The organism is Streptomyces sp. NPDC052721 (assembly GCF_040678315.1).
GTDB lineage: Bacteria > Actinomycetota > Actinomycetes > Streptomycetales > Streptomycetaceae > Streptomyces.
This window is the reverse complement of sequence record NZ_JBFATL010000040.1, coordinates 58,451-80,201: the sequence shown is the minus strand read 5'-3', so window position 1 is coordinate 80,201 and position 21,751 is coordinate 58,451. Positions and strand designations below refer to the sequence as shown.

Here is a 21,751-nt window from a genome sequence, read left to right as displayed (position 1 = left end):
ACCCGTACGAGTCCACCCGGCCCGGGCAGGGTAACCCTATCGCCCCGGTGGGGCACGCGTGTATCTCGGCCACGCGATTCACCTTCCCCGTAAGGTGGTTGATCATCCGCCTTTGACTACTCTCCGAATCCGACCGATTTCAGGGTGAGTTGGACAATGGGCTGACCGGTGGGCTGTGCTGATCCACCGTCAGGCTCGACGGTTACGGCGAGTGACGTCGAGGAGGTGTCGAGACCCTTGGCGACCAGGGGCGTGTCGCCCGCGAGGAGCCCCAGGGAGCGCGGTTGCACCCGGGGCCGCATGAGCCAGAGCTGATGCACGCGCCCGCCGGGCGGGGTGCCGTACCCGCTGAGGGTGACGACGGCCTCCCGCTCGGAGGCGGAAGCGATTACTCCGATACTGCGTCCGCGCGCGTCCTCGCTGCGCACCGCGCGGGCGTCCGGAGCGGCCAGAACGTGGGCGATCTCACGTGCCCGGTCCCGCTCGGCGGCGAGCCGGTCCTCGGTGTGGTGCGCCTGGACCGCGAAGAGGGAGGCGACGACGAGCGCTGCGGCGGCCGTGACCGTGGCGAACGGGACGAAGAGGGGGCGGCGCGTCCGGGGCGTACGGGTGCGGCCCGGCGGGGGCTGGGTGCCCCAGACGTGCGGCGGCAGCTGGGGCACGCGCTCCCGGGCCGACGCCCGGTCCCGCGCTCCCGCGCGGCTGCGCGCCGGCTCCTGCGGGGTGCTGCGGACGGCGGCCAGGACCCGCTCGCGCAGGGCGGGGGGCGCCGGGGCCGCCGCGGACCAGGCGAGGCGGACCGCGTCCTCGGCCAGCTCCCGCACCTCGGCGGCGCAGCGGTTGCAGCCCGCCAGGTGCTTCTCGAAGCGGCGCCGCTCGCCCGGTTCCAGCGCGTCGAGCGCGTAGGGCGCGGCGAGGGAGTGCGGGGCCTCGCGGCGCAGCAGCTTGCCGAGGATGCTCATGCGGCGCCTCCCAGGCACTGGCGCAGCCGGGTGAGTCCGTCGCGCATCCGCGTCTTGACCGTGCCCAGCGGCAGCGAGAGCCGCTCGGCCACCTCACGGTAGGTGTACCCGTCGTAGTAGGCCAGGGTCACCGACTGGCGTTGCAGGGCCGTGAGCCGGTTCAGGCAGCGGCGCACCCACTCGCGTTCCAGGCCGGCCTCGACCTCCTCGGCGACCTGGTCGAACGCGGGTTCCCCGGCGCGCAGGGCCTCGCGCTGCTCGCGTTCGCCGGCCGCGCGGGCGCTGCGCACCCGGTCGACGGCCCGGCGGTGGGCGAGGGTGAGGATCCAGGACAGGGCGCTGCCCCGGCCGGGGTCGAACCGGGCGGCGGAGCGCCACAGTTCGAGCAGTACCTCCTGGGCGACCTCCTCGGACTGGGCGGGGTCCCGCACCACCCGTCGCACCAGGCCGTACACCGGCCCGGAGACCAGTCCGTACAACTCCTCGAACGCCCTTTGATCGCCGCCGGCCACGAGCACCAGCAGCTCGTCCGCCTGCATGCGGGCCCCCTCTCCGTGGCCGCAGCCGGCTCTTCCTCGCGCACCGCGCATCCGCACCGTGACACACCTCCCCGAGGGGGTACGGATCAGCGGGCCGAAAACGCGGGTCCCGGCGCGGTGAAAAGTTTTTCGCCTCCGACCCATCCGATCGGCGTCCCCGCTCCGTATATCCGTCCGTCAAAGGCAAGTCGGCACTGAGGACGGACGGCATGACACCTCTCTTCTCCAGGGGCGCCCTCGCCAGGAGGGCGTACTCCGGGCGCGGCACCGGACGCACGGGCCTGGTCACGCTCATCTGCGGGGCGCTGGCCGCCGGAGGGCTCACGGCCGCCGGCGTCGCCACGCTGGTACCCGGGACGGCCTCCGCCTCCTCCCACCGGGAGGCCCCGCTGATCTCGGGCACCCCGCAGTACGACAACACCGACCTGTACGCGTTCGTCAGCCCGGACAAGCCCGACACGACGACGATCGTGGCGAACTGGATCCCGTTCGAGGAGCCGGCCGGCGGGCCGAACTTCTACACGTTCGCCGACGACGCCCAGTACGACCTGCACATCGACAACAACGGTGACGCGCAGGGCGACCTGGTGTTCCGCTACACCTTCAAGACCCGTACGAAGAACGGGAACACGTTCCTGTACAACACCGGTCCGGTCACCAGCCTGGACGATCCCGACCTCAACGTCACCCAGACGTACGACATCGATCTCATCAAGCTCCGAGGCGGGCACGAGATGTCGAAGACCAAGGTGGCCGACGACGTGCCGGTGGCGCCGTCGAACGTCGGCAAGGCGTCCATGCCGGACTACGGCAAGCTGCGCGCGCAGGCGGTGTACAAGACGGCGGGCGGCGCCGCGACCTTCGCCGGGCAGGCGGACGACCCGTTCTTCGCGGACCTGCGCGTCTTCGACCTGCTGTACGGCGGGAACCTCACGGAGGTCGGCCGGGACACCCTCAAGGGCTACAACGTCAACACCATCGCCCTCCAGGTACCGAACGAGCTGATCCGCGAGTCCGCCCACCAGCCGGTCGTCGGCATCTGGTCGACCACGCAGCGCCGTAACGCGCAGGGCTACTACAGCCAGGTCTCACGCCTGGGCAACCCGCTGGTCAACGAGGTCGTCAACCCGCAGAAGGACAAGGACAGGTTCAACGGGTCCCAGCCCGCGTACGACGCGCAGTTCCTGAAGAACGTCACCAACCCGGAGCTGCCGAAGCTCATCGAGTCGATCTACAAGATCAAGGCACCCGCCGAGCCGCGCAACGACCTGGTCGACGTCTTCCTCAAGGGCGTCAAGGGCCTCAACCAGCCGCCGGGCGTGCGGCCTTCGGAGGAGCTGCGGCTGAACACCTCCGTCAAGCCGAGCATGCACCCGAAGCGGCTGGGGGTGCTGGACGGCGACAACGCGGGCTTCCCGAACGGCCGCCGGCTCACCGACGACGTGATCGACGCGGCACTCCAGGTGGTCGAGGGCGAACTGGTCGGCTCCAAGAACGACTTGGGTGACGCGGTCGACAAGAACGACAAGACGTTCGAGAACTACTTCCCGTACGTCGCCCAGCCCACGTCCGGTTCCCGCGGCTCGCTCGCCAAGGGCACGACGGCGGGGACGGACGTGCGCAGCCAGCTCGGGGACGCCCTCCAGCCGGCCGGGGCCTCCGGCGGCTCCGGCAACACCGTGCTGATCGCCGCGTCGGCGGCCTCCGGTGCGGCCGGGATCCTGCTGATCGGCACCGCCTTCGCCTGGTGGCGCCGGCGCCTGCAGCGCCCGTACTGATCCGCACCCACCGAGACCGGCGCGGCCCGTTTTCCTCTCCCCCACGGCGGGCCGCGCCTCCCACACGACCGACGGAGGAGAAGGCATGGGCCCGCGCGGGCAGGACGACGAGCAGGACGGGCAGAGGGTGACGGAGCAGGAGGACGGGCCCAGGGTGGTGAGTGACGAGGAGGACCGGCGCAGGCAGGCTGCGGCCGGGGACGAGTCGCCGGCACCGTCCGCACCGGCGTCGCCGGCTTCCGGGACGACGCGCTCGCCTTCCCCGACGACGCCGTCGCCCTGCGGGGCGGCCTCCTCGGGCGGTGACGAGCGGGTCGCCGCCGTGCGGCGGGTCGGCGCTCTCGGGCGGCTGTCGCGGGGTCGGGCTCGACTCACCCTGACCGCGGCCCTGTTGGCGGTCGCGTTGACCGGTGGTGCGATCGCGCTCGGTGCGGAGCGGGTGCCGGCGTCCGCGCCGGTCTCCGCCGGCGCCGTCGACCCCGGTGTCCTCAGCGGCGGCGATCTGGACGCGGGCGTCACCGCGCTCCAGACGCATCTGCGGGCCCAGCCGAAGGACGCCGGCGGCTGGGCCACCCTCGGTCTGGCCTACGTCGAGCAGGCGCGGACCAAGGGCGACCCGTCCCGGTACCCGCGGGCGGAACAGGCGCTGCGGCGGTCCCTGTCGCTGGCGCCGGAGAGCGACCAGGCCCTGGCCGGCCGCGCCGCCCTCGCCGCCGCCCGGCACGACTTCGAGGACGCCCTGTCCTTCGCGGACGCGGCCCTGCGCCGCAACCCGTACAGCGAGCGCGCGCTGTCCTCCCGGATCGACGCCCTGGTCGAACTCGGCCGGTACGCCGACGCGGCCGAGGCAGCGAGGACCGCCGACGCGCGCAGGCCGGGCGTACCGGTCTTCACCCGGTACGCGTACGTGCACGAGCTGCGCGGGGACGTGACCACGGCACGCCGGGTCCTGGAACAGGCGCTGTCCGCCGCCGGTTCGCCGGGCGACACCGCGTACGTGGCCACACAGCTCGGCCAACTCGCCTGGAACCAGGGGGACTACAAGTCGGCACTCAGCTTCTACGCCCGCGCCCTGGCCGCCGACGACGGCTACCTCCCGGCACTGGAGGGCCGGGCCCGCGCGCGGGCGGCGAACGGTGACCGTGCCGGGGCGGTCACGGACATGGAGACGGTGGTCGCCCGCTCCCCGCTGCCCGGCCCACTGGTCGAACTCGGCGAGCTGTACGAGGCGCGGGGCGGGGCCGGCGACCGGGCGCGGGCCCGGCGGCAGTACGCGCTGGTCGACGCCTGGACCGCGCTGGCCCGTGCCAACGGCGTCAACGCCGACCTGGACACCGCGCTGGCCGCGGCCGACCACGGCGACAGGCGGGCCGCCCTGCGCGCGGCCCGCGCCGAATGGGCCCGCCGGCACACCGTGCACACCGCCGACGCCCTCGCCTGGGCGCTGCACGTCGACGGCCGCGACGCCGAGGCCCTGCCCTACGCCCGCCGGGCCACCGCCACCGGCTACCGCAGCGCCGCCTTCCGCTACCACCGGGGCGTGATCGAGCTGGCCACCGGCCATCGGGCGGCCGGCCGCGCCTGGCTCGCCTCGGCCCTGGAACTGAACCCCGGCTTCTCCCCACTGGGTGCGGCACGGGCCCGCGAGGCGCTGGAGGGAGCCGAGTGACACCGCGTCCACGCCCGGTGGAACCGCGTCCGCGCCGGGTGACACCGCGTCTGCTGTGCGTCCTGATCGCCGTGTGCGCCCTGGCACTCCTCCCGGCCGGCACCGCGAACGCGCACCCCCTCGGCAACTTCACCGTCAACCGCTACGACGGCCTCGTCGCCGCTCCCGGACAGCTCCGCGTCGACCACGTGGAGGACCTCGCCGAGATCCCGGCGACCCAGGCCGAGGCCGACATCGAGCGGCTGGGGCTGAGCGCGTGGGCCAGGCAGCGGTGCGCACGTGCCGCCGCCGGCAGCGGCCTGCGTGTCGACGGGCGTACGACCGCCCTCACGGCCGCTCGCAGCAGCGCGCGCACGCGTCCGGGCCAGGCCGGCCTCGACACCCTGCGCCTGGAGTGCCGGCTGACCGCCCCGCTGCCCCGCGCGAGCACCGTCGCCCTCGACTTCCGGGGCGCGGGCGCCGACGGCGGGCCCGGCTGGCGGGAGATCACGGCGCGGGGCGACCGCATGACGCTCACCGCGACCGACGTGCCGAAGGAGTCGGTGTCCCGGGAACTGACCTCCTATCCCCAGGACCTGCTGTCCTCCCCCGCCGACACCGGGACGGCCTCGCTGCGGGTGCGGCCCGGTGGCCCGGCGCTCGCGGCGGACGCGGAGCGGCAGGCGGCCCCGGGTGCCGGTGTGCTCCCCCGGGGTGCCGACCGCTGGACCCGGGCCCTGGACGACCTCGTGGCCCGGCACGATCTCACCGTCGGCTTCGCCGGTCTGGCCCTGCTCATCGCCGTCGCCCTGGGTGCGCTGCACGCGCTCGCGCCGGGCCACGGCAAGACCCTGATGGCCGCGACGGCGGCGGCGCGCGGGGGCCGGGCCCGGCCACGGGACGTGCTGCCGATGGCCGCCTCGGTCACCGTGACCCACACCCTCGGCGTGGTCGCCCTGGGCCTCCTCGTCACGGCCGGTTCCGCCGCCACACCGGCGGTGATCTCCTGGCTGGGCATCGCCGGTGGCCTCCTGGTGCTGGCGGCGGGCGTCACCCTGGTCCGCCGTGCCTGGCGCAACCGTGTGCGGGCGACCGTCGCGGCCCAGGATGAGCTGGGCCAGCGGGAGTTGGCGACTGTGGGCGCCGGACACGGTGCCGCCCACCACCATCACCACCACGACGGTGTGGACCACACCCATGGAGACCACGCACACCTCCACCCGCACAGCCACGGTGGTCACACGCACACCCATGGCGGCCACACCCACGCCCACCCCGCCGCGCCCACACTCCGCGGCACGATCCTGCTCGGGTTCGCCGGTGGGCTGGTGCCCAGCCCGTCCGCCGTGGTCGTCCTGGTCGGTGCCGCCGCGCTCGGCAAGGCCTGGTTCGGGCTCCTGCTCGTCGTGGCGTACGGGGCCGGTCTCGCGCTGACGCTCACCGCCGCCGGGTTCGCCGTCGTACGGCTGGGTGCGGGGGCGGTGCGGATGCTGGAGCGGCGCCCGCGCTGGGGCGCCCATCCGGTGGCCGTCCTGGCGCGCCGGACCCTGCCGCTCGGGTCGGCCCTGGTCGTGCTCGCGCTGGGCATGGGACTGGTGCTCAGGGGGGCCGCATCCGCGCTGGGCTGAGCTACTTTTTCGAGGAGGAATCGCGCGAGATGCCTTGGGGGCGCCCGTGTCCGAGGAGCCGGGCCCGGAACGTGTGATCGCGGGCCGCTACCGTCTGCTGTCCCCGCTGGGCGAGGGCGGCATGGGGACCGTGTGGCGAGCCCGGGACGAGGTGCTGCACCGTGAGGTGGCCGTCAAGGAGGTGCGGGCGCCGGCCGGGCTGCCCGGCGACGAGGTCGAGCGGCTGTACGCGCGCCTGGAGCGGGAGGCCTGGGCGGCGGCCCGGGTCGCGAACCGCAACGTGGTCACGGTGTACGACGTGGCGATGGAGGCCGGCCGGCCGTGGATCGTGATGGAGCTGGTGCGCGGGCTGTCCCTCGCCGACCAGTTGGAGGCGGAGGGTCCGCTGCCGCCGCAGCGGGCCGCGCACATCGGCGCGGAGGTGCTGTCCGCGCTGCGCGCCGCGCACGCCGCCGGGGTGCTGCACCGGGACGTGAAGCCGGCCAACGTGCTGCTGGCCGACGACGGCCGGGTGGTGCTGACCGACTTCGGAATCGCCACGGTGGAGGGCAGTTCGGCGCTGACCATGACCGGCGAGGTGATCGGATCACCCGAATTCCTGGCGCCGGAGCGGGCGTTGGGGCGGACTCCGGGTCCCGCGTCGGACCTGTGGTCGCTGGGTGTGCTGCTGTACGCGGCCGTCGAGGGCGTCTCCCCGTTCCGGCAGGACACCCCGCTCGGCACGCTGCGGGCCGTGGTGGACGAGGAGCTGCCGCCGCCGCGGTGGGCCGGGCCGCTCACGCCCGTCATCGAAGGGCTGCTGCGCAAGGACCCGGCCGAGCGGCTGCCGGCCGGACAGGCGGAGCGGGAGCTGCGGCTGGTCGCGGCGGGCGGGTCGGTGCGGGCGGACACCGCGCCCGGTGTGCCGCCGTACGCGCCGGCGGCGACGGCTCCGCCCCCCGAGCCGTCCCGGACTCCGCCGCTGCCGCTGCCCACCGGCTACCCGGACCCCGGCACCACCGCCGCCGAGCCGGCCCGACGGCCGGAGCGTGACCGCCGGGCCGGCGTCGTACTGGTGGCGGGTGTGCTCGCGGTCGTCCTGGCGCTGGCGGGACTGACGTACGCGCTGCTGAACCCCGACGACGGGGACGGACACGGGAACGACGGCGCCGGCACCGGCCGGACGAGCGGCCCGGCGCACTCCCCCACGCCGAGCGGCAGCACGGACGCGGGCACCGGAACTCCCTCTCCGTCACGGAGCAGCGCGTCGGCGAGCAGCGGGCCGGCCCAGTGGGTGCACGTGACCCTGACCGGGGCGCACACGCAGTACTCCGGGACCTGTCCGCCGCCGGCCGCGCGGGCGCCCGCGTTCACGGCGGAGTTCACGGTGGGCCGGTTGCCCGCGCGGGTCGAGTACCGGTGGGTGCCGGCGCACGGATCGGTGTCCGACCCCGGATGGAAGACGCTGTCGTTCCCGGCGGGCGGTGCGCGCACGCGGGAGCAGCGGGTGACGGTGACCGCGTACGCCGAGGGCGGGACGGTCGAGAACGAGATCGGTGTGGAGGTGCGCGGTCCGGTGCGGACGACGTCGGACTCGGTGCCGTTCTCGGTGACATGTACGACGACGGCGGAGACCCCGTCGTCCGGGACCTCCGCCTCACCATCGGGTTCACCCGTACGGGTCATGCCGCGTTGTTCAGCACCGGCAGGTAGCCGCCGGACTGGCCGGACGCGGTCGGGTGGTACGACTCGCCGATGTCGAGCCAATTGACGCTGTGCAGCCAGGAGTTGCCGGAGCAGATCTCGTGGCCGGAGAACGTGGTGCGGACGTCACCGAAGACGAAGTTGTGGGCGGTGGCGCGGGCCTTGATGGTGGTGTCCATGTAGTCGGCGGCGTCGTTGATCGCGGACCGTTTGGTCTCGGAGAGGCCGAGGCAGCTCTGGCCGAGCAGGTAGAAGCGGGGGTAGCCGATGACGACCACCCGGGCGGACGGGGCTTTGGCGCTGATCGCGTTGTAGACGGTGTCCAGCTTGCCGGGGAGCGTGTTGGCGACGTACGCCCTGGCGGTGTTGATGCGGGACAGACAGGTGCTGTCCGAGCTGGTCACGCAGGTGGTCATGACGTCGGCGAAACCGGCGTCGTTGCCGCCGATGGTGATGGACACCAGTGAGGTGGAGGAGTTCAGCGAGCCGAGCTGGCTGGCGAGCACGTCGTCCGTCTTCGCACCGGAGCAGGCGTTGAAGGCGAACGAGGAGGGGCTGTGGGCGGCGTTCCACAGGTAGGGGTAGGCCTTCGTGCTGCGGTCGCAATCGCCGCTTGAGCTGATGTAGCTGCCGGCGCCCACCCCGGATGAGTAGGAGTCACCGAGCGCGACGTAGCCGCCGGTCGCGGCGGTCGGGGACGCCTGCGCCGAAGCGGCCCCGGTGATACCGAGGCCGGCGGCGAGGAGGAGCGAGATCACGAATCCGGTAAGTCGGGAACGTCTCATGGAACCTCCCTTTAGCAGGATCTCTGCCACAACTGTGGTAGCAGCTACGCGTGTTGACAGGAAGTGTCCATGCCAAGACTTTTGTCATCTCAACAGGATCGGCCCAAGACGTTCACCGCTCAGATATTGCGCGCGCGTGCCACGTCTGTTGACGCCCCGTCAACGGACAAGCGACGGAAATGCCGTGCGCGGAGCGCATCCGTGACGGATCATGGCGGCATGTCTGCCAACCCACACGACGCTCTGCCGATCCGGCTCCACGTCGACGACTCCGACTCGCCGTCCGACGTCGTCGACGCGCTGTTCCTCGGCCGCTTCGCGACGGGCGAGCAGCCGTACTCGCACGCCGCGAACATCGACCGGGTGCGCTCGGGCGCGACCCTGCTGCCGGAGGGCGCCCGCGTGCTGCGGATGGCCCGCGACGACGACCGCAGCGCGACCCTCGCCGAGGGGGACGGCTGGACGCTGCTGGTCTCCCGCTGGAACCGGGGCGCGGACGTCACGGTCACCGCGACCAGCGCCGACCTGGCCAAGCGGATCCTCGACCAGGCCACGGACGGCGCGGCCGACGAGCCGGAACCGCAGCCGGAGAACGTGACGATGGGGTTCTGGTACGTCTCCCCCAGACGCGGCCCGCACCGCACCACCCGGCAGATCTCCGCGGGCACGTGGGACGAGGTCCGGCCCAACTACACGGCGCCGGTGGCGGACGCGATGGACCGCCTGATGAAGACGACCCCGGAGGACATCGCCGGCCGGCTACTGCTGCTCCACGGCCCGCCCGGCACCGGCAAGACCTCCGCCCTGCGCACCCTCGCCCGCTCCTGGCGCGACTGGTGCCAGGTCGACTGCGTCCTGGACCCGGAGCGTCTCTTCTCCGACGTCGGCTATCTGATGGACATCGCCATCGGGGAGGACGACGGCGCGGGAAAGGGCCGCTGGCGTCTGCTGCTGCTGGAGGACTGCGACGAGCTGATCCGGGGCGAGGCCCGGCACACGGCGGGCCAGGCCCTGTCCCGGCTGCTGAACCTCACCGACGGCCTGCTCGGCCAGGGCCGTAACGTCCTGGTCGGCGTCACCACCAACGAGGACCTGGAGCGGCTGCACCCGGCCGTGGTCCGCCCCGGCCGCTGCCTGGCCCGCATCGAGGTCGGCCCGCTGACCCGCCCGGAGGCGGTGAAGTGGCTCGGCACCGAGGAGGGTGTCGGCCGGGACGGCGCGACCCTGGCCGAGCTGTACGCGCTGCGCCGGGGCACGGCGCCGACCTCGGTGCCGGGGGCCCGGGAGGGCGCGGACGCGGGTCTGTACCTGTAGTGCTTTGATGAGGGTATGACCCTGTTCGTCGGTACGTCGGGGTGGCAGTACAAGGACTGGCGGGACCACGTCTACCCGGCCGGGGTGCCGGCGCGGCTGTGGCTGGAGGAGTACACGCGGCTGTTCGCGACCGTGGAGATCAACAACGCGTTCTACCGGCTGCCGTCGTACGACACCTTCGCCGCCTGGCGCGACCGCGTCCCGCCGGACTTCGTGGTCACGGTCAAGGCCAGCCGGTATCTCACCCACATCAAGCGGCTCAAGGACCCCGAGGAGCCGGTGCACCGCCTGATGACCCATGCGGCGGGCCTCGGCGACCGCCTGGGCCCGGTCCTCCTCCAGCTCCCGCCCACCCTGCGCGCCGACCCGCTCCTGCTGGACGCCTGCCTGGCCTGCTTCCCGGCCGGTACGAGGGTCGCGGTGGAACCCCGTCACGACTCGTGGTGGACGGGCGAGGTGCGCGAGGTGCTGGCGTCCCGTGGCGCGGCCCTGTGCTGGGCGGACGTCCTGGCCCGCCCGGTCACCCCGCTGTGGCGCACCACCGACTGGGGCTACGTCCGCTTCCACCAGGGCCGCGCCCAGCCCTGGCCGCGCTACGGCCGCCGTTCCCTGGACACCTGGCTGGACCGCGTCGCGACGACCTGGTCCCACGCGGAGGACGTGTACGCGTACTTCAACAACGACCCCGGGGGCGCGGCGGTCCAGGACGCGGTGACGTTCGCCCGGGCGGCGAGGCGGGCGGGCTTGACGGTGACGCGAACACCGGAGCCGGCGGAACTGAGCTGATCCCCTGTCCGGTCAGCCCTCCCCGTAAGCCGCCCGCAGAGCATCCCGCACAGCGCCCAGTGCCTCGTCCTCGGCGAGCCCGAGCCGCCGCACACGCTCGACGTACGCCTGGGCGGCCAGGGAAGCCTCCCGCACCGCGGCCGAGCCGGCGGCGGCCACGAACGTGCCGTTGCGCCCCCGCGTCTCGATCACCCCGTCGCCCTCCAGCGCCCGGTACGCCTTCGCCACCGTGTTCACCGCGAGCCCCAGGGACTCGGCCAGCCCCCGCACGGTCGGCAGCCGGTACCCCACCGGGAGCGCGCCGGACCGCGCCTGCTCGGAGATCTGCGCCCGCACCTGCTCGTACGGGGGCGCGCTGTCATCGATGCGGATCTTCAGGCTCACACGGCCGATTGTCCCGCACCCGCCGGAAAATGAGAGGCACCCGGCCCTCCCGGCCCGTACGGTGCCTCCTCATGACAGTCCTCGTGCGTGCTCTGCGCCCCGACGTCCCCGCGGATGCCGAGGGCTTCGCCCGTGTCCGCCGCCTCGCGCTGCCGTACATCCTGTCCACGCCGGACTCGGTCCGGCACACGGTGTCCCACACCCACCCGGACGCCCGCTTCCGGCCCCTCGTCGCGGAGGAGGACGGCGAGATCATCGGCACGGCACAGGTGCACCTGATCCCCGAGAGCACCGACCCGGGCCAGGGTGCCCTCAACGTCTACGTCCGCCCGGACCGGACCCACCGCGGTGCCGGCCGGCTGCTGGTCCGGGCCGCCGAGGAGTACCTGGCGGACGTGGGCGCGACCAAGCTGTTCGCCTGGGCCCTGGACGAGCCGGCCAACCAGGCCTTCGCCGAGCGGCGCGGCTACCGCCGGGGCCGTACCGCGCACTTCCTCCGCCTCGGCCTGGCGGACGGCGCGCTGCCGCCGCTCCCAGAGGTCCCGCCCGGCGTCGAACTGCGCACGGCCGCCGACTTCGCGGACGACCCCCGGCCGCTGTTCGAGCTGGACGCGGAGACGGTGCTCGACGAACCGAGCGACGTGGACTACGCGTTCACGGACTACGACGTGTGGCTCGCGGAGAGCTGGAACCACCCGCTGCTGAACCGGGAGCTGACCACGGCCGCCTGTGTGGACGGCCGTCCGGTCGCCTTCACCGTGGCCTACACGGACGGCGACCGCCGCTACTCGACGGCGATGACCGGCACCGCGCGCGCCCACCGCGGCCGTGGCCTGGCCAAGCTCGCCAAGATCTACTCTCTGCACCGGGCCCGCGCCGCCGGTGTCACCGAGGCCTTCACGGGCAACGACACCGGCAACGCTCCCATGATCGCGATCAACAAATGGCTCGGGTACGAGGTCTGTGCCACGGAGGTGCGCTATGTCCGCGAACTCGGCTGAGCCGGCCCGGCTGGACGTCGTCCTGGTGAAGGCGGGCCGGACGAAGATCCGTTACCCGGCGGAGCTGCTCGGGGACGACGGCGACCGGATCGCCGTACGCGCCCCCTGGGCGGGCTCCGAGGTCCGGGACTTCGGGTTCGTGCGGTTCGAGCCCGGCGACGTGTTCACCGAGTACTACTGGCGGGACCGGTGGTACTCGGTGAAGGAGGTGCGCGCGGCGGACGGCTCGATCAAGGGCTGGTACTGCGACGTCACGCGCCCCGCGGTCACCTCCGGCACGGAGCTGGTCGTGGAGGATCTCGACCTGGACCTGTGGCGCTCCGCGGACGGGCGGGACGTACGGCGTCTGGACGAGGACGAGTTCGCCGAGAGCGGTCTCGCGGAGACGGACCCGGAGGCCGCGTCCGCCGCGGTGGCCGCCCTGGACGCGCTGGAGGCGCTGGCGGCCCGCCCCGACGGCTTCGCGGAGTTGCTGGCCTGACCCGCCCCGGCACCCTGGTGTCATACGGTGGCCACCACCGCGTACCGCTCGTCGTCCACGTCCTTGCCCCACAACAGGCAGTCGTCGGACAGTCGCTCCAGGCGCACGTCCCGGCTCAGCGGCTCCAGCAGGGCGGTGAGCCGGGCAGCCGGTACACCGACCGGGCTGAGAATCCCCCACACACCCTCCACCAGCACGAACCGGCCTCCGGGGCGCAGCAGCTCCCGCCAGTGCCGCAGCGCCCCGGCCGGGTCCGGCAGCGCCCACAGCACATGCCGTACGAGGATCACGTCGAAGCGTCGCTCCCCCACCGGCGGGGCCACGGCGTCCCCGCACAGGATCGTCGCGGGGCGCCCGGCGAGCTTGGCCCGGGCCCGCTCGGTCATCGCGGGGGACCGGTCGACACCCGTCACCCGGTGCCCCTGCTCGACGGCGAGGAGCGACAGGCTGCCGGTGCCGCAGCCGAGGTCGAGGACGTCCGCGGGGTGCCCGGGGAGCCAGCTCCGCAGCCGGTCCGCCCAGGCCGCGCGCACCTCGGGGTCGCGCAGGCCGTGGTCCGGTTCGTCGTCGAAGGCGGCGGCCCGCGCATCCCAGTCCGCTTCCGGGGCAGCCGCACCCCTGTGCGCGTTCTCTCTCGTCATGCCCAGAGAGTGACACACGCCACTGACAGTGCGGAGGTGACAGCCGCCACTGACAAACCGGCACCGATGAGGAACTCTCGCCGAAAGCGTCTACCTCCGTGACAACACGGAACCCGGTGGGCACTGAAGGAGGCAGCTATGCGCCGTACGACCGTGCAGAAGCCCCTGAAGAGGACGGACAGCCGCCGGATCCGCGACGAGGCGGAGGAGCGCCCGGCAGGGCGCCCCGAGGTGCGCAAGGACATCGCCCGCACCTGGTGGCCCGACGGCTGACACGGCAGCACCTCAGCGCAGCCGCTTGCCTCGCGTTCGTGCAGAGCCTGATCTCCTGACGGCGGACCGGACCCGTTCCGTGTCGTTGTCGATCATGTCCGCACACTGTCCACCTGAGCGCAGTCTGAGCGCTTCCTCAAGCGGACCATAAGGATCTCCTCCACCCGCTCCCAGCAGGCGATTCCACGGTTTCCTGGAGTTCCGCACGCCCGCAGGCCGACTTCGGCGACACCGGCCAACCCGCCGGAGGCGGCCGGGGCTTCTTCCGGGGCCTGTCTGGCGGCTCAGGCCGGACAGGCCCCGGCGGTACGTCAGCTGAAGGCGGACGCGCAGGTGGTGGCGGTGGCGTGGGCCGGGTCGAGCGCGTTGGCCACCTCGTGGAAGGCGATCCGGTCGAACAGGCCGATCGCGAGGTGTTCGGATAGGTCGAGCGGACACAGGTCCTGCAGCAGGACGTTGTGGACGTCGGAACCGCTCAGGTACTGGGTGCGCCAAGGAGTGACCACCTCGTCGTACTTGGTGGCGACGACCGTGTAGCGCACCCCGGGGACGGTGTCGCCGCCCGCGTTGAGCTTGGTGAGGAAGGCGGAGCCGGTGATCTGGTCGGCGAGGCCGGGGGTGGTGGCCTTGAGCAGGTCCTCGGCGCCAGGGAAGTACGGCAGCAGGCGGGTGAGGCCGTCCAGGTCGGTTCCGTGGTTGTCGGGGGCGACGCCGACGAGGGCGTTCACCTTGGCGGCTCCGCCGAGGAACTTCAGGTAGTAGCGGGGCATCATGCCCCCCTGGGAGTGGCCGACCAGGTCGGCCTTCGCGGCTCCGGTGGCGGCGAGCACCTTGTCGACGAAGACGGCCAGCTGTTCGGCCGACTTGTCGATGGGGCCGAGGCCGTGGAAGAGGGGGACGCCGGGCAGCTGGCCGTAGTCGAGGGAGTAGACGCAGTAACCGCGGCTCTTCAGGTAGGGGGCGAGGCCGAGCCAGTTGTCGACCGAGTTGCCCAGGGTGCCGTGGACGAGGACGACGGGGCGGGGGTGGGCGGCGGAGGGCTTGCACGAGTAGTCGTTCCAGCCACTGCTGGGCGCAGTGCTGTCCGAGGCGGTGGCGGTGGCGGCCGGTACGACGGCGACGGCGGCGGTGAGGAGCAGCGCGGCGAGGGGTCTGAGCGCTCGTTTCCAGGGCAGCATCGGGTGATCTCCTTGCGGCTCACGGGAGGTGCACGGCCTGACCCTGTGATCCGGATCACGGGATGCTGTTCACTCGTCAAGTTACGAGCGAGTAGTGCAAGTGTGAAGTTACGCGTCAGTAAAAACTTCCAGTGATTACCGGGGACTCACCGGGATGCCGGTGAGGCGTCACCAGGCCGGACGGATCGGGCCCCGGGGAGCGATCCGCGCCAAGCGGTCCCCGAGCGTGCGCACTTCACCCTCGCCCAGCAGCTCGGCCCATCGCCCGACCACCTCGGCGGCAGCCTCCTCCGCCGCCCGGGTGCAGGCCCACCCGCGCTCGGTCAGCACGACCAGCCGGGCCCGGGCGTCCTCGGGATGCGGCCTCCGCTCGGCGTAGCCCTTGCGCACGATCTCGTCCACCAGCTGACTCGCCGCCTGCTTGGTCACCCCGAGGTGCGCGGCCAGGTCGGTGGCGGTGGCACCGTCCGGGGCGAGCCGCGCGAAGGCGAAGCCATGGGCGGGCCGGAGGTCCGCGAAACCACGGGCCGCCACCCCGTCATGGATGCGCTGCGTGAGGTCGCCCGCCGCGGCGAGCAGGGCGGCGGACAGAGCCAGGGCGTCGGAGTTCTGCACGGAGGCATTGAAACACCCTTGACGAGTAGGTCAAGCTGCTTGACCATATAGTCAAATCACTTGACCATCTCCTCTCATCGACCTCGCCTGGACGGAGATCATCACCATGCCCGTCGTCCGCTCCTCGGAAGCCGTCACCCACGAGATCCACGGCGCCCGCTTCGTCTCGTACGCCACCCCGCTCACCGGCAGCAAGGAACTGTGCGCCTGGCGCGGCGAGATCCCGCCCGGAACGAAGGCGCCCGCCCACACCGTCAACCGGGAGGAGATCTTCCATCTGCTCGTAGGAGAGCTGCTGATGACGCTCGACGGTCACACCGAGCGGATCGCGGCGGGCGACACGGTGATCGTCAACCCCGGTGCGACCCTGGCCGTCGAGAATCCCACCGGCCACACCGCGATCTCCTGGGTCACCACCTCGGTCGGCCTGGAGGCACGGCTGGCCGACGGCACTCGCCTCACGCCGCCGTGGGCCAACTGAGCGCGCACACCACGGCCAGCGTCCCCGGCATCACCGCCCGCGGCCCGAACTTCGCCCGCGCGCGGTCCGCGGCCTCCTCGACACGGCGGGCCTTCTCGTCCACGGGGTCGAAGGTGAGCTGGTGAGAGGCCTGGCCGGCGGGGGCCAGGCCCTCGGCGCGCAGGGCGAGCGCGCGGACCCGGGCGCGTTGCAGGCCGAGCGCCTCGTACATGTCGTAGGCCGCCCTGGTCAGGTCCGCGGAGTGCGCGGTCGCCTCCCGCAGGGTGCGGCTGCGGGTGGTCGAAGCCCGGTCGGCGTAGCGCACGGTGAGGGTCAGGGTGCGGCAGACCTTCTCCACCGCGCGCAGCCGGGAGCCGATCTCCTCGGCGGCCGACAGCAGCGCACGGCGGTGCCGGCCGGGGTCCAACTCGTCGATGGCGAAAGCCCGTTCCGTCACCAGCGACCGCGAGACGGCGTTCGGGACGACCCGGCCGCGGTCGATGCCGCTCGCCTTCTCCCGCAGCTCCCGGCCCGCCTTGGCGCCGATCAGCCGCTGGAGCGTGGACAGCGGCGCGGCGGCGACCCGGCCCAGGGTGTCCAGGCCGTACTCGTCCAGGGTGCGGGCGGTCGCCGTACCGACGCCGGGCAGCACGGCGACGGGCTTGTCGGCGAGGAACTCGGCGACGGCGTCCTCGGGCACCGCGCAGGTCACACCGGGCCGGGCGTACCGCAGCGCCACGCGGGCCGGCATCGGGCCCGGTCCGGCGCCGATCGCGCAGTCGACGCCGTACCGCGCGAGGGCCCGCACGCGGATCACCGATGCCAGCTCCACCGCGCTGCGCCCGAAGTACCGCTCGGCGCCGCGCAGATCGGCCAGCGCCCCGTCCGGCGGCAGCGCCTCCACGACCGGGGTGAACTCCTCCAGCAGCCCGAGCAGTTCCGGCAGGGCCGCCTCGTACGTCGGCGGCAGCTGGAAACGTACGCAGAGAATGGTCATCCCGCACTCCCCGGACTCTGGTGCCACAACTTCCGTACCGCAGCAGGCCCTTGTGCGGCCTCCTGCCCCGCGGGCCGCAGGTCGGCCCACGGATGCATCTCGTATCCGGTCGGCAGCTGGATCCGCCGTCCACCGGTGGGGTCGCCACCCGGGCCCTGCGCCACCGGCTCCGCGAGCCGCGCCGCCACCTCGTCCAGGCCGCCCTCGGCGCGCAGTTCGACCAGTTCGGCGAGGTTCCAGGCGGCGGAGCCGACCACGCTCAGGCTGCGCGGGCCGCGCCGCTGCACCACTCCGCGCACCAGCAGCAGCCAGGAGTGGAAGACGGTGTGGGCGCAGGCGTCGTGCGAGTCGTCGAAGAAGGCCAGGTCCACCAGTCCCGTCCCGTCGTCCAGGGTGGAGAAGATGACCCGCTTGCCGGAGCGGATCGGCGGGGTCTGGGTGGCCGCCTTGGCGCCCGCGACCAGCACGGTCTCGCCGTGCCGGGCCTCGCGCAGCCGGCGCGCGGAGACCACGCCCAGCTCCCCCAGGAACTCCCGGTGGTCGTCCATCAGGTTGCGCGAGGCGTCCATGGACAGCACGCCCAGCTCGGCGCTGAGCTTCTCCGCCGAGGTCAGGTCCGGCAGTCCGGCCGGCGCGGTCTTCCGTCCGCCCGCCAGGGGGAGTTGGCCACCGCCACCGCCCCGGCCGCCACGGTGCAGCTCGGTCAGGTGCAGTTGCAGATCGCGCCGGTTGGCGCCGAAGGCGTCCAACGCGCCCACCTGCGCGAGCCGCCCTGCGAGCGGCCGGCTGGGCCGGGCCCGCTCCCAGAAGTCCACCAGCGAGGAGTACGGCTGCCCGTCCGCGATCCGCTTCGCCTCGGCCTCGCTGATGCCGTGGACGTCACAGAGGGCGAGCCGCAGCCCCCACACCGCCGGCGATTCAGACACCAGTTCGATCCTGTGTGCGACCCCGGAGACATTCACGTCCAACGGCAGGATCGGCACCCCGCGCCGCCGCGCGTCGGCCAGCAGCAGCCGCTTCGGGTACATCCCGGGGTCGTGCGTGAGCAGCCCGGCGTAGAAGGCGGCGGGGTGATGGGCCTTCAGCCACGCCGACTGGTAGGTGGGTACGGCGAAGGCGACGGCGTGCGCCTTGCAGAAGCCGTAGGACCCGAAGGCCTCCACGATCTCCCAGGTCCGCCGGATCGTCTCCGCGTCGTACCCCTTGGCCGCCGCCTGCTGGGCGAACCACACCCTGATCCGCCCCTGCGACTCCGGTTCGGACAGCCCGCGCCGCACCCGGTCGGCCTCGCCGCGCCCGCAGCCGGTCATGAGGGAGACGATGTCGATGATCTGCTCGTGGAAGACGACGACCCCGTACGTCCCCTTCAGCGGCTCCTCCAGGTCCGGGTGCGGGTAGCGCACCGGCGCCCGCCCGTGCCGTGCCTCGATGAACGGCCGCACCATGTCGGCGGCGACCGGGCCGGGCCGGAACAGCGAGATGTCGACGACCAGGTCGTGGAAGTCGGCGGGCTGCAGCCGCCCCACCAGGTCCCGCTGCCCCGGCGACTCGATCTGGAAGCACCCCAGGGTCTCGGTGGACCGGATCAGCCGGTACGTCTCCAGGTCCCCCGGCTCCACCGCGTCCAGGTCGATCCGCTCCCCGCTCACCCGCTCCACCTCGGCGACCGCGTGCGCCATCGCCGACTGCATCCGCACGCCCAGCACGTCCAGCTTGAGCAGGCCCAGGTCCTCCACGTCCTCCTTGTCGAACTGCGACATGGGCAGGCCCTCACCGCTGGTCGGCACCACCGGCGTACGGGCGAGCAGGGAGGCGTCCGACAGCAGCACCCCGCACGGGTGCATGGCGACCCCGCGCGGCAGGGCGTCGAGCGCCTCGACCAGCTCCCACAGCCTGCCGAACCGCTCCCCTTCCCGCTGAAGCTCCCCCGCCAGCCGCTTCAGCTCGGGCAGTTCCTCCAGCGCCGCGCGGGCGTCGCGCGCCCGGATGTGCGGAAAGGACTTGGCGATCCGGTCGATCTCGGCCGGGTCCATGGAGAGCGCGGCGCCCACGTCCCGGATCGCGTGCCGGACCCGGTAGGTCTCCGGCATGGAGACGGTGGCGACCCGCTCACTGCCGAACCGGCCGATGATCGCCCGGTAGACCTCCAGCCGCCGCGCGGACTCCACGTCGATGTCGATGTCCGGCAGCACCACGCGCTCCTTGGACAGAAAGCGCTCCATCAGCAGCCCGTGCTCGACCGGGTCGGCGTGCGCGATGCCGAGCAGATGGTTGACGAGCGATCCGGCCCCGGAGCCGCGAGCGGCCACCCGGATCCCCATCTCCCGTACGTCGTCCACCACTTGAGCCACCGTCAGGAAGTAGGAGGCGAAGCCGTGGTGGGCGATGATGTCCAGTTCCTGGTGCATCCGCTCCCAGTAGGCGCGCCGCCCGCCGTACCCGAGCCGCAGCATCCCCTCCGCCGCCCGCGAGGCGAGCGCCCGCTGCGCGGTGCGCCGGCCGGCGCCGACGAGGTGCGCCTCGGGGAAGTGGACGGTGCCGATGCCGAGGTCGCCCTCGGGATCGACCCGGCACTCGGCGGCCGTCGCCAGGGTCTGCTCCAGCAGCCGGTGGGCGGTGTCCCGCCGGAACCCGGCGGCCTCCACGATCCGCTCGGCGACGCCGAGCATGGCCTGCGCGTCCTTCAGCCACGCCTCGCCGGAGTCCAGCTCCCCCCGGGGGTCGATCGGCACCAGCCGCCGCGCGGCGTCCAGCACATCGGCGACCGGCCCCGTCCCGGGATCGGCGTACCGGACGGCGTTGCTGAGCACCGGCCGCACCCCCTGCTCGGCGGCGAACCCGACGGTGCGGGCCGCCAGCCGCAGGGAACCGGCCCCCGTACCGGTACGGCCGTGCCAGACGGCCTCCAGCCGCAGCGCGTCACCGTAGATCTCGCGCCACGGCACGAGCAGCCCGGCCGCCCGGTCGGGCCGCCCGGCGGCGAGCGCACGCCCCACGTCCGACCCCGGCCCGAGCAGCACGACCAGACCGTCGCCGCGATGGCCGGCCCAGGGAAGCAGCGCAGCGCCCTCGCCCGCGTGCGCCGCCGTGACGAGCCGGCACAGTTCGGCCCACCCACGGGCGCCGTCCCGGGCGAGGAAGGTCACGCGGGGGGCCGACTCGTCCACGAAGGCGCCTCCGCGCACCGGCGTCCGCCGCCGGTCACGCCGTACGCCCTCGGCCGGCGCCACCGCGAGGTCCACCCCGAACAGCGGACGGACACCCGCACCGGCGCAGGCCTTGGCGAAGCGCACCGCCCCGGCGAGGGTGTCGCGATCGGTCAGGGCGAGGGCGTCCATCCCCCGCTCGAAGGCGCGCTCGGCCAGCCGCTCCGGATGGGACGCCCCGTACCGCAGGGAGAACCCGGAGACGGTGCGCAGATGCGCGAAGCCCGGCACGCACACCTCCCGCACTCGTGAGCCCCGAACGACTCTCGAACATCAGTTCCCAGTTTCCCCACCCCCACCATACCTCCATTCCCGAACATGTGTACGACATCCGTTCGGGCGCTCCTCACCTGCGCAAACACGCCGGGAAGCCCCCGCACGCCGTGCGCGTGCGGGGGCTTCCCGGGGTCGTCCGTCAGTGGGGGGGAGCCGTCAGTAGACGTGCACCCCGTAGGCGCTCAGCGCCTCGGTGACCGGCTGGAAGAACGTCGTACCGCCGGAGGTGCAGTCACCGCTGCCGCCCGAGGTCAGACCGTAGGCCGTGGTGCCGCCGTACAGCGGGCCGCCGGAGTCGCCGGGCTCGGCGCAGACGGTGGTCTGGATCAGGCCGGAGACGATGTCGCCGCCGCCGTAGTTGACCGTGGCGTTGAGCGCGGTGACGCGCCCGCTGTGCGTACCGGTCGTGGACCCGCGGCGGTAGACGGTCGTGCCCACGGAGGGCGTGGCCGCGCTGGTGATGTCCTGGCTGCCCACGGCACCGGACTTGGTCACCGAGCTGTTGGTGTACCGCACGATGCCGTAGTCGTTGCCGGGGAAGCTGGAGCCGGCCGTGGTGCCGAGCGTGGTCGTGTGCGACGAGTTCGACCACCAGGTGCCCGCGCCGTCGGTGCAGTGCCCGGCGGTCAGGAAGTAGTAGTTGCCGCTGGAGTCCTGGACGTTGAAGCCCAGGGAGCAGCGCCAGCTGCTCGCGTAGATGGCGTCGCCGCCGGAGATCAGCTTGTTGAACTTGCCCGGTGTGTGCTTGACGACCAGGGCGTCGGCGGTGGCACCGGCCTGCTTCTTGATCTTGGCGATCTCGGCCTGGGACACCGTGCTGTCGACGGTGACGACGACACGGTTGGCCTTGCTGTCCACCGCCCAGGCGGTACCGGGGACGTCGGCCTGGCGGACGGAGTCGCTCGCCCTGGTGAGCTGGGTGGCGCTGAACGTGTGGACGTCGCTGGCGTTCGCGGTGGGGGCGGCGAACGCGGCTGCGGCCAGGAAGCCGGTGGCCACGGCGGTCAGCCGGACCCGTCTCGCCGTACCGCCACGGGGAGTGGTGCGCTTGATCCTCACTTGTCGTTCCCTCCAAGGGAAGTCGGGGGCCCGCGTGGGGTCGGGGCCCGTGAGGCG

The 21,751-nt window shown here is 73.1% G+C and carries 20 protein-coding genes; 10 read left to right on the top strand and 10 right to left on the bottom strand.

The window, feature by feature from the left end; genetic code table 11:
- Positions 1-116: 116 nt before the first annotated feature.
- Positions 117-962, bottom strand: coding sequence for an anti-sigma factor (locus AB0L21_RS30760; protein ID WP_365787722.1), 846 nt, complete (start codon positions 960-962; stop codon positions 117-119).
- Positions 959-1,501 (bottom strand): sigma-70 family RNA polymerase sigma factor, encoded by a 543-nt coding sequence (locus tag AB0L21_RS30755; RefSeq protein ID WP_365705236.1) that lies wholly within the window; start codon positions 1,499-1,501, stop codon positions 959-961. Before AB0L21_RS30755 ends, AB0L21_RS30760 begins: the two co-directional genes overlap by 4 nt.
- A gap of 209 nt (positions 1,502-1,710) precedes the next feature.
- On the opposite strand from AB0L21_RS30755, the gene AB0L21_RS30750 reads away from it, so the two are divergent.
- The 4 genes from AB0L21_RS30750 (at position 1,711) to AB0L21_RS30735 (ending at position 8,305) form a co-directional block, all read left to right on the top strand.
- Positions 1,711-3,279 (top strand): DUF4331 domain-containing protein, encoded by a 1,569-nt coding sequence (locus tag AB0L21_RS30750; protein WP_365705238.1) that lies wholly within the window; start codon positions 1,711-1,713, stop codon positions 3,277-3,279.
- A gap of 85 nt (positions 3,280-3,364) precedes the next feature.
- A complete protein-coding gene (locus tag AB0L21_RS30745) occupies positions 3,365-4,948 on the top strand; it encodes a tetratricopeptide repeat protein (RefSeq protein ID WP_365787720.1) in 1,584 nt (527 codons plus the stop codon).
- 38 nt (positions 4,949-4,986) lie between these two features.
- On the top strand, positions 4,987-6,555 hold the full coding sequence (locus AB0L21_RS30740; protein WP_365705357.1) for a nickel transporter: 1,569 nt from the start codon (positions 4,987-4,989) through the stop codon (positions 6,553-6,555).
- Positions 6,556-6,601: 46 nt separating this feature from the next.
- A complete protein-coding gene (locus tag AB0L21_RS30735) occupies positions 6,602-8,305 on the top strand; it encodes a serine/threonine-protein kinase (protein ID WP_365787718.1) in 1,704 nt (567 codons plus the stop codon).
- On the opposite strand, the gene AB0L21_RS30730 is transcribed toward AB0L21_RS30735, so the two are convergent.
- Positions 8,217-9,023 (bottom strand): SGNH/GDSL hydrolase family protein, encoded by an 807-nt coding sequence (locus AB0L21_RS30730; protein ID WP_365787716.1) that lies wholly within the window; start codon positions 9,021-9,023, stop codon positions 8,217-8,219. The genes AB0L21_RS30735 and AB0L21_RS30730 overlap by 89 nt on opposite strands.
- A 219-nt stretch (positions 9,024-9,242) precedes the next feature.
- On the opposite strand from AB0L21_RS30730, the gene AB0L21_RS30725 reads away from it, so the two are divergent.
- Both AB0L21_RS30725 and AB0L21_RS30720 read left to right on the top strand, forming a co-directional pair.
- Entirely contained in the window at positions 9,243-10,337 is a 1,095-nt protein-coding gene (locus AB0L21_RS30725; protein WP_365705246.1) for a DUF5925 domain-containing protein, read from the top strand.
- Positions 10,338-10,352: 15 nt separating this feature from the next.
- Positions 10,353-11,123, top strand: a complete 771-nt coding sequence (locus AB0L21_RS30720; protein WP_365705248.1) for a DUF72 domain-containing protein — start codon at positions 10,353-10,355, stop codon at positions 11,121-11,123.
- Between the two features lie 12 nt (positions 11,124-11,135).
- On the opposite strand, the gene AB0L21_RS30715 is transcribed toward AB0L21_RS30720, so the two are convergent.
- Positions 11,136-11,507 carry a GntR family transcriptional regulator gene (locus AB0L21_RS30715; RefSeq protein ID WP_014671788.1) on the bottom strand — a complete coding sequence of 124 codons (372 nt, stop codon included), beginning with the start codon at positions 11,505-11,507 and terminating at the stop codon, positions 11,136-11,138.
- A 71-nt stretch (positions 11,508-11,578) separates the two neighbouring features.
- On the opposite strand from AB0L21_RS30715, the gene AB0L21_RS30710 reads away from it, so the two are divergent.
- Together AB0L21_RS30710 and AB0L21_RS30705 are read left to right on the top strand one after the other, a co-directional pair.
- Positions 11,579-12,508 carry a GNAT family N-acetyltransferase gene (locus tag AB0L21_RS30710; RefSeq protein WP_365787714.1) on the top strand — a complete coding sequence of 310 codons (930 nt, stop codon included), beginning with the start codon at positions 11,579-11,581 and terminating at the stop codon, positions 12,506-12,508.
- Entirely contained in the window at positions 12,489-12,989 is a 501-nt protein-coding gene (locus tag AB0L21_RS30705) for a DUF402 domain-containing protein (RefSeq protein ID WP_365787712.1), read from the top strand. The genes AB0L21_RS30710 and AB0L21_RS30705 overlap by 20 nt, the downstream gene beginning before the upstream one ends.
- A 20-nt stretch (positions 12,990-13,009) precedes the next feature.
- Here the strand turns inward: AB0L21_RS30705 and AB0L21_RS30700 are convergent, their stop codons facing one another.
- A complete protein-coding gene (locus AB0L21_RS30700; protein ID WP_365705255.1) occupies positions 13,010-13,630 on the bottom strand; it encodes a class I SAM-dependent methyltransferase in 621 nt (206 codons plus the stop codon).
- 138 nt (positions 13,631-13,768) lie between these two features.
- Between AB0L21_RS30700 and AB0L21_RS30695 the strand changes: the two genes are divergently transcribed.
- A complete protein-coding gene (locus AB0L21_RS30695; RefSeq protein WP_014671792.1) occupies positions 13,769-13,903 on the top strand; it encodes a hypothetical protein in 135 nt (44 codons plus the stop codon).
- Positions 13,904-14,214: 311 nt separating this feature from the next.
- Here the strand turns inward: AB0L21_RS30695 and AB0L21_RS30690 are convergent, their stop codons facing one another.
- Together AB0L21_RS30690 and AB0L21_RS30685 are read right to left on the bottom strand one after the other, a co-directional pair.
- Positions 14,215-15,081 (bottom strand): alpha/beta fold hydrolase, encoded by an 867-nt coding sequence (locus tag AB0L21_RS30690; protein ID WP_365787710.1) that lies wholly within the window; start codon positions 15,079-15,081, stop codon positions 14,215-14,217.
- A 168-nt stretch (positions 15,082-15,249) separates the two neighbouring features.
- The gene (locus AB0L21_RS30685; protein WP_365705260.1) at positions 15,250-15,696 is read right to left on the bottom strand and encodes a MarR family winged helix-turn-helix transcriptional regulator; all 447 of its coding nucleotides are present in this window, start codon (positions 15,694-15,696) and stop codon (positions 15,250-15,252) included.
- A gap of 106 nt (positions 15,697-15,802) precedes the next feature.
- Between AB0L21_RS30685 and AB0L21_RS30680 the strand changes: the two genes are divergently transcribed.
- Positions 15,803-16,177, top strand: coding sequence for a cupin domain-containing protein (locus AB0L21_RS30680; protein ID WP_365705261.1), 375 nt, complete (start codon positions 15,803-15,805; stop codon positions 16,175-16,177).
- Here the strand turns inward: AB0L21_RS30680 and AB0L21_RS30675 are convergent.
- From AB0L21_RS30675 to AB0L21_RS30665, 3 genes are all read right to left on the bottom strand, one after another.
- Entirely contained in the window at positions 16,155-17,153 is a 999-nt protein-coding gene (locus tag AB0L21_RS30675) for a hypothetical protein (RefSeq protein WP_365705263.1), read from the bottom strand. The two genes, AB0L21_RS30680 and AB0L21_RS30675, sit on opposite strands and share 23 nt — an antisense overlap.
- Complete coding sequence (locus tag AB0L21_RS30670) at positions 17,150-20,590, bottom strand: DNA polymerase III subunit alpha (protein ID WP_365787708.1); 3,441 nt, start codon at positions 20,588-20,590, stop codon at positions 17,150-17,152. Before AB0L21_RS30670 ends, AB0L21_RS30675 begins: the two co-directional genes overlap by 4 nt.
- 201 nt (positions 20,591-20,791) lie before the next feature.
- Positions 20,792-21,694 carry a S1 family peptidase gene (locus AB0L21_RS30665; protein WP_365787706.1) on the bottom strand — a complete coding sequence of 301 codons (903 nt, stop codon included), beginning with the start codon at positions 21,692-21,694 and terminating at the stop codon, positions 20,792-20,794.
- Positions 21,695-21,751: the final 57 nt, after the last annotated feature.